The sequence below is a fragment of the Paraflavitalea pollutisoli genome, assembly GCF_029360705.1.
Classification (GTDB): domain Bacteria; phylum Bacteroidota; class Bacteroidia; order Chitinophagales; family Chitinophagaceae; genus Paraflavitalea; species Paraflavitalea pollutisoli.
The window spans coordinates 613,381-627,855 of sequence record NZ_JARKMX010000002.1 but is presented as its reverse complement, the minus strand read 5'-3'; the positions used below and the strand labels follow the sequence as shown (position 1 = coordinate 627,855).

Genomic DNA, 14,475 nt, shown 5'->3' with positions numbered 1-14,475 from the left:
GCGTAATATTTGCATTACGCCGCAAAAGGTAGTATCTTTATATTACTCACGACTGCTCCCCCTATTTTCAATGATTGTCTTTCCCTCCTGATTGTACTGCCCCCAATGATTGCTTTTCAAGCGGTTTGCTTGCATACCACCATTAATCATTCATAAATCTATTGTATGAAAAAGCAATCCGTGTACGTTATGTTGATCACCACATTATCTGTCATGGCTACAATCCGTGCAGGCGCACAAGCAGTAGCGGTAGCCGCTATCGCCCCGGCGGCTGCTAAGGGCGCTACTACCACTGCTGCTGTAAAACACCTGGGCAATCCGCCCGGTAGCGCAGTATTTCAGGTATTATACGATAACCCCTCCGGCGAAAAGTTTACGGTAACAATACGGGATATAGACGGGTCCACCCTTTATCAGGATAGTTATACCGATAGGAAGTTTGACAAGAAATACCAGCTGCCAAAGGAACAGGCAGAAAAGTTGAAGTTTATCATCAAAGGCACTAAAACCAACCAGGTACAAACCTTCGAGGTCAATTCAAGCACACGGGTAATTGAAGAACTGGTAGTGCGAAAGGTCGGTTGACCGTCTTCGGGCATCCACTTGCGATATACCCTAACTGCTTGCCGCAGATCTGTCTGCCGCTGCCCGCCAGGGCAGCGGCTTAGCCTATTTTATCCCTCTTTTTAGGTTGTAATTCAGCGCGCTAACCATCAACTAACGAACGGTATTTAGCAATTACAATTTTTTCAAGTACGTTTGCCCTCTAAAATAATATCTCTTTATGAAGAAGCTTTTTATAGCGATTGCTTTAATGGTTTCAGTATTCAGGTCAATGGCTGACGAGGGCATGTGGCTGCCGTTGCTGCTGGGGCAGCAAGTGTATAGTGATATGGTAAAGCGGGGTCTCAAGCTGACAAAAGACCAGCTGTACCACATCAACAAAGCATCGATAAAAGATGCCATCATCATATTCAATGGTGGATGTACCGGGGAGATCGTAAGCCAGGAAGGGCTCATCTTTACCAACCACCACTGTGGCTATGATGCGATTGCCAAGGCCAGCTCTGTTACCAACAACTACCTGAAGGATGGTTTCTATGCAAAGAGCAAAGACCAGGAAATACCTTCCCAGGGATTGTATGTAGAGTTTTTGCTGAAGATTGAAGATGTAACGAAAGAGGTGGAAGAAGCTGCAAAAGGCACTACCGGTAGCGAACGTGCTGCCAAAGTCAACGCCGCGATCGCAGCCGTGAACCAACGATATACCGACGTGTCTAAAAATATCACCGGTCGTGTAAGTCCGCTGTTCAAGGGCAACCAGTTCCTGGTGTTTGTATACCAGCGCTACAATGATATCCGCCTGGTAGGAGCACCTTCCGAAAGCATCGGTAAGTTCGGGGGCGATACCGATAACTGGGAGTGGCCCCGTCACACCGGCGACTTCTCCGTCTTCAGAGTGTATGCAGCTGCAGATGGCCAGCCTGCGGAATATGCGGCGGGCAACAAACCACTCAAGCCCAAATATTCGCTGCCCGTTTCCATAAAAGGGGTTAAAGACGGTGATTATGCCATGATCTATGGGTATCCCGGTGGTACCAACCGGTACGAGTCTTCTTACGGTGTGAAGCAAAAGATCGATATCAACAATCCGACACTGGTAAAGCTGCGGGACATGCGCCTCAAATACATGTTTGAGCAGATGAAGAACGACCCGGCCATCAAGCTGCAGCTGGCCTCCAGCTATGCTTCTATCGCCAACTACTGGAAGTTCTTTGATGGCGAAACCAAACAGCTGGTCAAATATGATATCTACGACAAGAAGAAGGAGTCAGAGGCTAAATTCCAGCAATGGGCCAACGGGAAAGCCGAGTATGAGCCAATTTTCAAGGATTGGGGTGCGGCCTACGACGTTTGGCGGCCGTATAGCAAACACCAGGTATACCTGAATGAGGGTATCTTCGGTTCACCGGTGCTGGCTTTTGCCGCCAGCTTGCAACAGATTGAGAACGCTATTGTGAGAAAGGGAAGTTCTGTCGATATCAAAAAGGCTGTAGATGCCGCCAAAGAAGCCAGGACGGCGTTCCTGAAAGAAGAGAACAAGGTTTCCGACCAGCAGATTCTGGGAACGGTACTGATGATGTATTACAACGAGATCGACAAGAACCAGCACCCTGCGGGTTTCTACGAAGGACTGCGTGGAAGTTTTGGCGACCTCAAAGACGAGAATACCTACAAGAAATACGCAGCCAATGTATTCAACAACACCATGATCTTCGATGAAGGTAAATGGAACGCCTTCACGGCCAATCCTGATGCGACTGTTTTACAGGCCGATCCGGCCTATGCAACGGCTACCGCTTTTGTAAAGAACTGGGTGGGCAAATTCCTGCCACAATCACAACAGTTCAATGCCAGGAATGCCGAATTGGGCCGTCTGTACTTGAAGGGCATCCTGAACATGGATACGGTCAAAGCGAAGAAGATGTACCCCGATGCAACCTTTACCATGCGGGTAAGCTATGGCAATGTAAAGAGCTATCAACCACGGGACGCGGTTAAATACGACTACGTAACTACCTTATCAGGGGTACTGGAAAAATACCAACCCGGTGATTATGAATTCGATCTGCCAGCCAATCTGCTCGAGGCCGCCAAAAAGAAAGATTATGGTCAGTATATCGACGCTGGTCGCAAAGACCTCGTAGTGGGCTTTATTACGACAAACGACATCACCGGCGGCAACTCTGGTTCGCCCGTAATCGACGGAAATGGTAACCTGATCGGCTTGGCGTTTGATGGTAATTATGAGGCACTTAGCCACAAGATCGCCTTTGATCCCGTTTATAATCGGACGATCTGCGTGGATGTGCGCTATGTACTGTGGTGTATCGACAAGTTGGGCGGGGCTTCGAACATCATCAACGAACTCAAATTAGTGAGGCAATAATACCCCGGAATTGATTCCGGTCAACCCTGCAACAGTGCCCGCCAGGCAACGGTTGCAGGGTTTTCTTATTGTCTGGCTAAGGGTATTTTGTTAATGACCAAAACAAAACAGTTTCATATTACAATATATCAGCTTTTTTACGTTATTTGGTAATAGCAAAGTCAACCCAACCCCCAATCATGAACCGCTTAGCAGCCAGTGAAAACCTGTTACAGGACATTGAACAGGAACTTGCGTCACAACAAGACGCCAAGGCGGAATTGCGCTTTGTCAACTACGTTATCGACCTCCTTAGTTATTACGCCATCGTCATCGTCTTTGTCATACTGGTAGCAGCAAGCGCTTATGGCACCAAAGTGTTTGAGGTGATCGAAAACATGTCTGATGTATCAGACTTCGTTTTGCTGCATGTATTCTATGGTCTTTATATCATGATCGTGGAAGGCGTGTTTAAAGGCAAGACACTGGGAAAGTTGATTACCGGAACAAGGGTTATTCACGAACGTACATCGTCCTTTAGCTGGCGCGATGCTGTTAGAAGAGGCATTATGCGTATGATCCCCCTCGAATATTTTACCGCTTGTGTAGGAAGCCCCTTTCACGACCAGTGGACCGCCACCAGGGTCATCAAAGAAAGAAGGAAATAGAACTTCGCGCCATCATTTTCATAACAGAAACAGGTAGAAGGCAGGCTGTATAGCATCAGTTCATGCTGGAGGTCTTTAAAGCAGTTTTTTTTGCTGGCTTATTTCGAAGGACTATTGTCTTTCCAATGCCATAAATGAATGCAGGCATAGGTCCGGTAAGGGCTCCATTTGCCAGAGATGCGCAGCAGGTCCGCTTTAAGTTGTTTCTTGTCTTCCCGCTGTAGTTTATAAATGGCGATCATGGCGTTCTGCAGGCCAAGATCATCGATGGAAAACACATCTTCACGCCCCAGGGCAAACATCAGCAGCATCTCGACTGTCCATTTACCCACGCCTTTTATTTGAGTGAGGTAAACGATGACTTCGTCATTGCTCATCTTAGCCAGCTTCTTATGGTCCATGCCCTGCTCGAGGGTAAAGCGGGCAACGTTCTGCACGTAATTGGTTTTGGCATTGGACAGGCCGATGCCCCGCAAGGTGTCGAAAGGCGTATCCAGGATCTGCTGGGGAGAGGGCTCTTTGCCTCCATATAGTTGTAGAAACCGCTGGTAGATCACCTCCGCCACTTTGGTAGAGAGCTGTTGGCTCATGATCGAAGCACAAAGATAGATACAAAGGTTTTTGCGCTTTTTCAGCGTAAAACCTTCGTGCTGTTCGATGAACTTCTTTAAGCGCCTATCCTTCAGTAAGTGTGCTTTGTATTGCATGGGCTATTGTTCAAGGTATCGATAAAGCGGCCCGGCAGCAGTGACAGCCCATCCGTGTTTTTTATCATTGAATTGAAGCTCGTACAACGTATGGTTGGGAGTCGAGAGCACCTTGCTGAAGGAGTTGCCGCCATCGGTAGTTTTGAGAATAGCCTTGGTCTGTAGCAGATAGCCCTCCTGCTGATCGAAGAAATGTACGTCTTTCCCATCACCAGGTACGGAAATGAACGTCCAGGTTTGTCCGCCATTCGTGGTTTTATAAACCCCGTTCAAACAAGGCACCCAGCCAATATTCCTGTCGATAAACTGGATGCCGAAGGGGGTGCTGGCTATATTAGCGGCCGGAAGATTTTGTACCATTTCAAAGCTACTACCACCATCACTGGTACGATAGATGTGACGATCGCTTACCACAATGCCGTTCATGGCATCAAAGAAGAATAACGTAAGGGCATTTCCCTGGAACAGTCCTCTCACGCTGGTCCAGGTCTTTCCACTGTCCACACTGGTATGAAAATCATTTCGGCCAACTATAAATCCTCGTCTTCTGTCTAAAAACTGAACATCGCCGAGTCCATACATATTGGCGAAGGTGATATAGGTAAAGCTGGCGCCACCGTTAGTTGTCCGGAAGAGATTCTCTTGCCCTTGGGAGCTTCTGCCGACCATCCACCCATGTGTAGCGTCTGTGAAATACATGTTTACAATGCCAGGGCTTTCGACGGTTAAAGACAAGGCTGTCCAGGTAATTCCGCCATCAGTCGTCTTGTGTAAGGGCCTGCCGGTGATAAAGCCCGATTGGTTGTCAACAAAGAACATTTCCATCGAACCGGGAACGCCCGTCAATTTACTCCACCCTTTGGTAAGTGTATCCTCTTTAACAGGGGGATTAGCAATTGGGTCATCTTTCCCGCAGCCGGCAAAACAATAAGACAGGATCAGCAGCATCAGAACAACGTAACGCAAAGAACGCATGTTAGGGAATTTACTACCCTAAGTTATAATCTTTTGGCTACACTTGGGCCGCGCAATAGCTTTGCAGGATGAACGAAAGGGAGCTATTGATCACCGGCGATGGATCGGCCACGATCGCCATACCTGATATGCAGGTGACGTATCATTCCAGGCATGGCGCTATACAGGAATCGATGCATGTGTTTATCGAGGCAGGCCTGCGCCCGTTGCTACACCAGCATCCTGTGCTGCGCGTCTTTGAAATGGGTTTCGGTACCGGGCTCAATGCCCTGCTCACCCTGCAGGTGGCCGCGCAGGCACAGCAACGGGTACAGTACGGCGCAGTAGAGGCATTCCCCCTGGAAGCCGGCATAACGAACCAGCTTAACTATGCCGCGCAATTGCAGCGGCCCGACTTGCAGCCGGTCTTTGAGCAGCTGCACGGCTCGGAATGGAACTCCTTAGTTGCAATCGATGATGTATTCACGTTGCAGAAATTTCAAACAACGCTGTTTAGTCTGCCGGCAATCGACCCCGTTCACCTGATCTACTACGATGCTTTTGCCCCCAATGCACAGCCCGAATTATGGACGACCGAAGCCTTCACGCTTTTGTACAACCTGCTGTTGCCCGGTGGCATATTGGTGACCTACTGTTCGAAGGGAAATGTACGGCGGGCCATGCAGGCTGCCGGCTTCACGGTAGAGAAGATTCCTGGCCCGCTGGGTAAGCGGGAGATGGTGCGGGCACACCGGCCTCCCGCCAAATAAAAACGGCGCGGAAACCGCGCCGTGTGAAATATAGGATCGACACATTTATTCAAGCGTATAGCTAACCCTGCCATCCTTCTCATCTTTTAGCAGGATACCCAGCTGCTGTAATTGGTTGCGGATCTTATCGGAGGTTGCGAAATCCTTCCGGCCTCTGGCATCTTTGCGGATATCGATCAACAGCTCCAACACACCATTCAGTTTACCATCTTCATTGGCCAATTCTCCTTTCAGGCCCAGGATGTCTTCCAGGTAAGCCTTGAAATATTGCTGTAACCGGCAAAAGGTTGTTTCGGAAATAGCCGTAATCGGGATCAGCTGGTCGCGCACCGAGTTGATGATGGGCAACAGTTCGTACAGGTTGGCCAATACCTTGGCTGTGCTGAAATCGTCATTCATAAATTCGTCCATCTCCGTTAGCAGGCGGTTGACTTTAGCGTCCAGCAATTCTCCGTCAGTACCTTTTTGTGCGGCGTACTGACCTGTACCATAGCTAAGCTTCTTCAGGTTCTCGTAACCTTCCCACAAGCGCTTCATGCCTTTTTCCGCTGCTTTTAGTGCCTCGTTGCTAAAGTCGAGTGTGCTGCGGTAGTGGGTCTGCAGGATCGAAAAGCGGATGGTCATGGGGCTATAAGCCTGTTCCAGCAGGGGATGGGTACCCGCAAACATTTCAGTGAGCCTGATCTGGTTGTTATAGGCTTTTCCCATTTTTTTGCCATTCACCGTGATCATGTTATTGTGCAGCCAGTAGCGCGCAGGGACGTGTTTATTGCAAATGGTGCTTTGGGCGATCTCGCTTTCATGGTGGGGAAACTGCAGGTCCATACCACCGCCGTGAATATCGAACTGCGTACCGAGGTATTTGGTACTCATGGCAGAGCATTCGATATGCCAGCCGGGGAACCCTTCACCCCAGGGGCTTACCCAGCGCATGATGTGCTTGGGGGGCGCCGACTTCCACAACGCAAAATCCTGTTTGTTTCGCTTCTCGTCCTGTCCTTCCAGGTCACGGGTTGTTTCGAGTTGATCATCCAGCACCCGGCCGCTGAGCTGTCCATAGGGATAGTGCTCGGCATATTTCTTGACGTCGAAGTAAACGGAACCATTGACTTCATAAGCATAGCCATCTTCCATGATCTTTTTGATCATCTCGATCTGCTCTACGATATGGCCCGTGGCGGTAGGTTCAATACTGGGCTCGATGTTGTTGAACTCGAGCATCGCCCAATGAAACAGGTTTGTGTACTTCTGAACCAGCTCCATGGGTTCCAGTTTTTCCAACACTGCCTTATTGGCGATCTTGTCTTCAGCCTCTCTGCCTTCTTCTTCAAAATGCCCGGCATCGGTAATATTGCGCACGTAGCGCACCTTATACCCAAGGTGCACGAGGTATCGGTTGATCACATCAAACGTAATATAAGGTCTCGCGTGGCCAAGGTGACTTTCTCCGCTCACCGTGGGGCCGCAAACATACATACCTACGTGGCCCGGTGTAAGCGGGGTAAAAACTTCTTTTTGCCTGGTGTAGGAATTAAACACTTTCAGCTCACTCATAATGAATCGTTGATATCGGTCTGCGAATTAAATTAAACAGGGAAAAATGCCATGCAGGCATCACAAAAATAGATTTATCCGGCCAGAACAGCGCAGGTAAAACAACACGAAAGAAAGAAATGGATGGCCATGGCTCAAATGTAGCAAATTTATTCAGGAGCTTTCAGCCGCAGGTCGGCCAATACGGGATAATGGTCCGAATACGGAACTGCAAATCGTTTGCATTGCAGCACATCAAACTGTTTGTCGGCCATGATGTAATCGATGCGCAAAGTGGGGGCTACATCCCGGTAGGTACGCCCGATACCATTACTGGCTTCGATAAATGCATCCTGGTGCCCGCCCCGGATCCTGAAATAAGTATAGGAATTGGGTACATCGTTGAAATCGCCGCATAACACGAAAGGGTGAGGGCTCTTATCGAGCTGTTCGCGTACAATATCGACCTGCGTGCCACGCGAAGAATAGCCCTGGCGCAATTTCTTCAGGATCGATTTAGACGCATCCAGCATACTGTCGTCGGCTGTTCTGATCATCTTTAGACGTGCGTAATCCTCTTTTTGAAAGAGCACGGACTGAAGATGTGTAGTGAAGACCCTGATCGTTTGAGTACCTGTCGAAATATCACAGTAGATAAGACTTTCTGCTGCGCGCAGGTGTACGGGACCGGGATAGCGGATCCGCACACTATCTACAATAGGAAACCGTGAAAAAATCGCCACTCCTACTTCCAACGGACCTCCTTTGCGGCCGTAATCGATCACGCGGTAGCAATAGGGGTAGTTCATTTTCTGAATATCCTTCATATTGCTATAGCTGACCTTATTGGTCTCGAAGTATTCCTGGAAGCACAATACGTCGGGATTTTGCTCCTGGATGAAGGCCAGCATTTGTTTTCGGCTGGGATAAGCGCCCTTGGTAATGCGTTTTTGTTCGTCGAACCAGCGTACGTTCCAGGTGAGGATCCGGATACTTTTTTCTTTTTTGTTGGGGGTGAATCCGCCTGGATGAATGCCGATCAGGGCGCGTATGTTGGAGTAGCCGAGTAGCAGCGCTGCCAAAGATAAAAATGCCCAGCGTGAGCGGAATAATGTCCAGAGCAGCAGGAAAAGGATCACCAGGATGAGCAAAAAGGGAAAAGCGAGTCCCAGTATGGCTATGAACCACCATTTTTCAGGATGCAGGAATACATTGGCACAAGCGAGCAGAAAAAGTGCTACAATGCCAATGTGAAAAATGATGAAAAATCGTTTCGCGATGGTTCGTATAGCCATGATGCTGTTTACAGGTCTTCATCTTCGGAGGCACGCTTCAGAATGTCTTTTTCCTCTTCGGTCAGATAGCGATAGCCTTGCTGGCTGATCTTGTCCAGGATCTCATCGATCCTTTTTTGCGTGATATTGGGAATCCTTTTATATGGCTGAGTGCCTTTGGCTTCGTAGTGTAATTCTTCCTTGGCCGTTTTCTTCCAGTTCTTCTTATCGGGGTTGAAGAGGTTACTGATCCAATCGAAGGAGCGGTTCATCCATTCGCCCCAATCCCTGCCGCGGCGAAGCTGCCATACGAAAATAAAGCCCATAGCCGCCCCTGCCAGGTGTGCCAGGTGCCCGCCGGTATTGTTACCTGTCACCATGGCAAAGTCAAGTACAACAAAGATTAGGGTGAGCACCCACAGTGGAATGCCGCCATTGATCATCGGAAATATCCGGTAACCGGGCGCGAGGGCGGTCGTTGCGATGGCTATCGACATCACACCCGCCGAAGCGCCGATCAGGGTACTGTATTTAGCTGCTTCCGACAAAACGGGTAGCAGGTTGAAGCTTAAAATATAGAAAAGACCGCCTGCCAGGCCTCCATAGATAAATAAAGGGATCAACTTGCGCGGGCCGGCCAGGTCTTGCAGAATATAGCCAAAAGCCCACAGCCACAACACATTTCCGATCAGGTGCATCGGATCTTCGTGCAGGAACATATACGTGAAAACAGTCCAGGGTCGGGTAGCGAGTACGCCCAGGTTCGATGGAAGGGTAAACCAGTTCAGGATTTCGCTATTGTATATATCGATCTTGGAGCCCGACATCCAGTAGATTGTCCACAAGAATTTGAAAAGACAGAAGGAGATGGCCAGAATGGCCAGCAACATAACCAGGGAGTTCCCATCCTGGCCGAGTAATATCCGTTTCTTGTATCGATCTTCCCGCAACACGAAAATAATTTTGGTGAATGTACAAAACCCCGCTCAGAACATCCCCTTTCGGGGCATTGCGATATTGGTAATAAATTAACGTTCGGATTACGTCTAATGTTGGATTAAAATAATCTACGTCGATTTCCCCGCCGGTAACTGAAGTAAACTATCAAAAAGCCTACCAGGGCACCACCCAGGTGCGCAACGTGTGCCACCTGGTCATTCGGGTCGTTCCGGTACGCCATGTAAAGCTCCAGGCCCGCGTAGATCACTACAAACCATTTCATCTTAATGGGTAAAACGAAGTAGATATTGACAATGTCGTTGGGGAAAAGGTAGCCTACACCGGCCAGTATCCCGAAAATGGCGCCAGATGCACCAACCGTGGAAGACTGGGTAGCAGCCTCTTTGAGGTGGTTGGCGATGGAGAAGATCTCCTTCTGCACCTCGACCGAATTAGGATCCACCACGGCATTGGGGTTGATTTGTACTAAATTATTGACCCAGGGATATTTGTTCAGCAGCATGTTCAGGTTCCGGATGGTGGGATGGTCTTGCAGAAAATTAAGGTCGCTGATCACCGGATAGGTCTCTATCAAGGTCGCCAGTCCGCTGATCACACCCGCACCGATACCGCAGATCAGGTAAAAGGTCAGGAAACGTTTGGCGCCCCAAACCATTTCCAGCTTGGTGCCAAACATAAACAGCGCCAGCATATTGAACAAAATATGCCCAAAACCCTGGGTACTGTGCATAAACATGTAAGTCAGCAACTGATGCGGCTTGAAGTCTTTGGACAAGAAATGGTGCATGGCAAACCAATCATACACCGGAAACTTGCTCTGGAAAGTGAGCTGTGCCAGGAAAACAAGGCCGGTGACGATCATCAGGTTCTTCACCACGGGTGTTAAGGGCATAAACATCCTGTTCGAATACACGCTAATTGCTTTTAGTTATAAAATCTAAAGTCTTATTTTCTCAATTTAAGTTGCACCACATTCTCGATGTGATGGGTATGGGGGAACATGTCAACGGGTTGTACCCGCGTCACGATGTACTTTTCATCGAGCCGGCTCAGGTCGCGTGCCTGCGTGGCAGGGTTACAACTTACATACACCACCAGCGGCGCCTCCATATCCAGTATCTTTTGTACCAGCTTTTCGTGCATACCGGCCCTCGGTGGATCGGTGATGATCACATCCGGTTTACCGTGGCTGGCAAAAAAAGCATCGTCACAAATATCTATAACGTCACCCGCAAAAAAGTCGGCATGCCCGATATTATTCAGGGTCGCATTTTCTTTAGCGTCTTCGATTGCTTCGGCAATCACTTCCACTCCGATAATCTTTTTGGCCTGGGCACTTACAAAAAGCCCGATACTGCCCGTTCCACAATAAAGATCATAAACTGTTTCCTTGCCCGTCAATTCTGCAAACTCACGCGTGATCTGGTATAAACGTTCTCCTTGTCGGGTATTCGTTTGGAAAAATGACTTCGGACCAATCTTAAATTCGAGCTCTTCGAGCTTTTCTATTATATATCCTTTTCCATAATATGCTTTAGGCTCCAGGTCGTAGATCGTATCGTTCTTCTTCGGATTGATGGTATACAGCAGGGTGGTGATACCAGGAACTTTTTCCAGTAAATGGTCAAATAGTTTTTTCATTGCCTCCTGGTCATTGTACCCGAAACAAACGTTGACCATCACTTCTCCTGTCGTACAGACCCGGATGATCAGCGTTCTCAACCAGCCGGTATGCATTCGTATATCATAAAACGCCAATTGATGATCGAGGGCATATTGACGGATCGTGTTTTTGATGGCATTGGTCGGTTCCTCCATCAGGTGACAGGTATTGATATCAATAACCTTGTCAAACAACCGGGGAACGTGAAACCCAAGCGCATTTTCCGGCTCGAAGGTCTCCTGACCCGCAATTTCGTGGGGTAGCAGGTACCGGCGGTTGCTAAAAGTAAACTCCAGTTTGTTGCGATAGCGAGCCGTTTTGTCGCATCCGGCGATCGGTGCGATCGGCGGTAGCGCTACTTTCCCAATCCGCCGCAGGTGCTGCTCTACCTCATGTTGCTTGTACACCAGTTGATTGTTGTAAGGCAGCATCTGCCATTTACAACCGCCACAAACCCCAAAATGTTCGCAGAACGGAGCTACCCGGTCCGGCGAAAAGGCATGAAAATGTATGGCCTTGCCTTCGGCCCATTCCTTTTTATTCTTCGACAGTCGCACATCCACGACGTCGCCAGGTACTGCCCCTTCTATAAAGATAACCTTGCCATCTACCTTGCTAAGCGCCTTTCCTTCCGCAGCATAATCCTGTACCGCCAGTTTTTGCAGTACCACGTTCTTTTTTCTCATGCCGCAAAGATAACGGATAGGGCGGGAGCTAGCTGTCTTTCCCTTTCGGGGAAGGCCACCTTTCGCCGGAAAGCCATTTTTGGTCGCAGAAACGCTATCAGGAAGCCGTTTTCGGCCCCTTGACCTTTTTCATAAAGCCTTAATTTTACAAACACAATCACATAACCAAGCTTTTATGTACTCCACCGGCCAAACCAAGTCATTGCAGCAGCTCAGTGTCGATTTACTCGAAAAGATCAATAAGGAAAAGATCGATCCTGCCAGAGATATACAGGATCTGCGCGAGGTGCTCCGGTTTCATGAGTACCGGTATTATGTGATCAACGATCCGCTGGTGGCCGATGTAGAGTATGACCAATTGTACAAAGGATTGGAGAAAATGGAGGCACAACACCCGGAACTGGTTACCAGCGATTCGCCCACGATGCGGGTAGCGAAAGGGCTGACCAAGGAGTTTCCGCCGGCCCCCCACTTGGTGCCCATGCTGTCGCTCGAGAACTCTTATAATGAACAGGACCTGGTAGATTGGGACCGCAAAGCACGCGAACTGGCAAAGGTGAACGAGATCGAGTATTGTGTAGAGCCCAAGTTCGACGGCGCCAGCATTTCGCTGATCTATGAAAATGACCTGCTGGCACGGGGCGCTACCCGCGGCGACGGCGTGCAGGGTGATGAGATCACCACCAATATTAAACAGATCCGTTCGGTGCCCCTCAGTGCCAAGATCTCCGCCTATGGACTGCAGCAGCTCGAGATCCGGGGCGAGGTATTACTGACCAAGGCCAATTTTAAGAAATACAACGATCAGCTGATCGAGCAAAGCCTGGCACCACTGGCAAACCCCCGCAACGCCGCGGCCGGTTCACTCCGCATCAAAGACCCCAAAGAGGTCAGCAAAAGGAATCTCGAAGCCTTCTTATATCATATTAGTTATTATGTAACCCTACCCGGTGCCGCCCTACACCCCTTGCTGGAGTCGCACAGTGGATCGCTGGAGTTACTGTGGCAATTGGGCTTCCGCAGCCCGATGAAAGAAAAGAAGATTTTTAAAGGGATCGATGCGGTGGTGAAATACTGCCACGAGTTCGAGGAGCACCGCGATGACCTGCCGTATGAGATCGATGGTATGGTGATCAAGGTCAATCAAACAGCCTTGCAGGATCAACTGGGTATGACCACCCACCACCCACGTTGGGCCATCGCCTACAAATTCAAAGCGCGACAGGCTACCAGTAAACTGCGGGCAGTTGAATTTCAGGTAGGCCGTACCGGTTCCATCACCCCCGTAGCCAAGATCGAGCCCGTACCCATTGGCGGGGTAACGGTAGGCAGTATTTCGCTTTTTAACGAAGAAGTGATCCGCGAAAAAGACCTGATGATCGGCGATACGGTACTGGTAGAGCGGGCAGGCGATGTGATACCATATATAGTAAAGTCGCTGGCAGACGTTAGAACAGGTAACGAACAACCGATTGTGTTTCCGGCCAATTGCCCGGTATGCCATGATAAACTGGTAAAAACAACCGAAGAGGCTGTTTGGCGGTGTGTGAACATCAATTGCGAAGCCCAGGTTTTACAACGCATATTCCATTTTACCAGCAAAGATGCCATGGATATCCGCGGTTTGGGGGAAGCCATCGTGCAGAAGTTCTATGATCTCGGATACCTGAAAACGATTCCTGGTATTTACACGATCCCCTTCGACAAGATCCAGGGCCTGGAAGGATTCGGGGCCAAGAGTATCACCAACCTGCAAACGGCCATCGCAGCCTCCAAAGCGCAACCGTTGCATCGACTCATCTTTGCCTTGGGTATACGTTATGTAGGAGAGTCAACCGCCAAGACCCTGGCCAACGCGGTAAAGCACCTGCTTGATTTCGCTCAATTTTCGGATGAAGAACTGAAGAACCTGGAAGATGTGGGCCCCAAAGTAGCTGGCAGCATATACCAGTTTTTCCATAATCCCGACAACATAGCCATGCTTCAGGAGCTGGAAGGACTGGGATTGAAGTTAAAAAATGATAAAAAGGATATCGTTACTGACGGCAACCTGACAGGACAAACGTTTTTGTTTACCGGTACCCTGCCTACGCTGAAACGCAGTGAGGCCGAGGCTTTGGTAGAAGCCAATGGGGGCAAGCTTCAGGGCTCTGTCAGCAGCAAGCTCAATTACCTGGTAGCGGGTGAAGAAGCAGGGTCCAAACTGGAGAAAGCAAAGAAGATTACATCTATAAAGATCATCAGCGAAGCCGAGTTCCTGACCTTGGTTAACCGCTAATTATATCTTTCTTACAAATGATTTGATTTTCGCATATCTTTTTTTGTAACTTT

General features: G+C 49.0%; 12 protein-coding genes. 5 read left to right on the top strand and 7 right to left on the bottom strand.

Annotated features, from left to right (window positions below; translation table 11 throughout):
- Positions 1-165: 165 nt before the first annotated feature.
- The 3 genes from P2W70_RS07320 (at position 166) to P2W70_RS07310 (ending at position 3,597) form a co-directional block, all read left to right on the top strand.
- Positions 166-585 (top strand): hypothetical protein, encoded by a 420-nt coding sequence (locus tag P2W70_RS07320; RefSeq protein WP_276480785.1) that lies wholly within the window; start codon positions 166-168, stop codon positions 583-585.
- 199 nt (positions 586-784) lie between these two features.
- The gene (locus P2W70_RS07315) at positions 785-2,950 is read left to right on the top strand and encodes a S46 family peptidase (protein WP_276480784.1); all 2,166 of its coding nucleotides are present in this window, start codon (positions 785-787) and stop codon (positions 2,948-2,950) included.
- A 179-nt stretch (positions 2,951-3,129) separates the two neighbouring features.
- Positions 3,130-3,597, top strand: coding sequence for an RDD family protein (locus P2W70_RS07310; protein WP_276480783.1), 468 nt, complete (start codon positions 3,130-3,132; stop codon positions 3,595-3,597).
- 98 nt (positions 3,598-3,695) lie between these two features.
- On the opposite strand, the gene P2W70_RS07305 is transcribed toward P2W70_RS07310, so the two are convergent.
- Both P2W70_RS07305 and P2W70_RS07300 read right to left on the bottom strand, forming a co-directional pair.
- The gene (locus P2W70_RS07305) at positions 3,696-4,304 is read right to left on the bottom strand and encodes a DNA-3-methyladenine glycosylase family protein (protein ID WP_276480782.1); all 609 of its coding nucleotides are present in this window, start codon (positions 4,302-4,304) and stop codon (positions 3,696-3,698) included.
- Positions 4,305-4,307: 3 nt separating this feature from the next.
- Entirely contained in the window at positions 4,308-5,270 is a 963-nt protein-coding gene (locus P2W70_RS07300; RefSeq protein ID WP_276480781.1) for a WD40/YVTN/BNR-like repeat-containing protein, read from the bottom strand.
- A 77-nt stretch (positions 5,271-5,347) separates the two neighbouring features.
- Between P2W70_RS07300 and mnmC2 the strand changes: the two genes are divergently transcribed.
- Entirely contained in the window at positions 5,348-6,028 is a 681-nt protein-coding gene (gene mnmC2 / locus P2W70_RS07295) for a tRNA (5-methylaminomethyl-2-thiouridine)(34)-methyltransferase MnmC2 (RefSeq protein ID WP_276480780.1), read from the top strand.
- Positions 6,029-6,073: 45 nt separating this feature from the next.
- Here mnmC2 and cysS read toward each other — a convergent pair whose 3' ends face one another.
- The 5 genes from cysS to rlmD all read right to left on the bottom strand — a co-directional run bounded on the left by cysS (position 6,074) and on the right by rlmD (position 12,144).
- Positions 6,074-7,582 (bottom strand): cysteine--tRNA ligase, encoded by a 1,509-nt coding sequence (gene cysS, locus P2W70_RS07290; protein WP_276480779.1) that lies wholly within the window; start codon positions 7,580-7,582, stop codon positions 6,074-6,076.
- A 149-nt stretch (positions 7,583-7,731) separates the two neighbouring features.
- Positions 7,732-8,856 (bottom strand): endonuclease/exonuclease/phosphatase family protein, encoded by a 1,125-nt coding sequence (locus P2W70_RS07285; protein WP_276480778.1) that lies wholly within the window; start codon positions 8,854-8,856, stop codon positions 7,732-7,734.
- 8 nt (positions 8,857-8,864) lie between these two features.
- On the bottom strand, positions 8,865-9,788 hold the full coding sequence (locus tag P2W70_RS07280; protein ID WP_276480777.1) for a rhomboid family protein: 924 nt from the start codon (positions 9,786-9,788) through the stop codon (positions 8,865-8,867).
- A gap of 104 nt (positions 9,789-9,892) precedes the next feature.
- Entirely contained in the window at positions 9,893-10,687 is a 795-nt protein-coding gene (locus P2W70_RS07275) for a rhomboid family intramembrane serine protease (protein ID WP_276480776.1), read from the bottom strand.
- A gap of 53 nt (positions 10,688-10,740) precedes the next feature.
- Positions 10,741-12,144, bottom strand: a complete 1,404-nt coding sequence (gene rlmD, locus P2W70_RS07270; protein ID WP_276480775.1) for a 23S rRNA (uracil(1939)-C(5))-methyltransferase RlmD — start codon at positions 12,142-12,144, stop codon at positions 10,741-10,743.
- Positions 12,145-12,319: 175 nt separating this feature from the next.
- Between rlmD and ligA the strand changes: the two genes are divergently transcribed.
- Positions 12,320-14,422: an NAD-dependent DNA ligase LigA gene (ligA, locus tag P2W70_RS07265; protein WP_276480774.1), complete on the top strand. Its 2,103-nt coding sequence runs from the start codon at positions 12,320-12,322 to the stop codon at positions 14,420-14,422.
- Positions 14,423-14,475 lie beyond the last annotated feature (53 nt).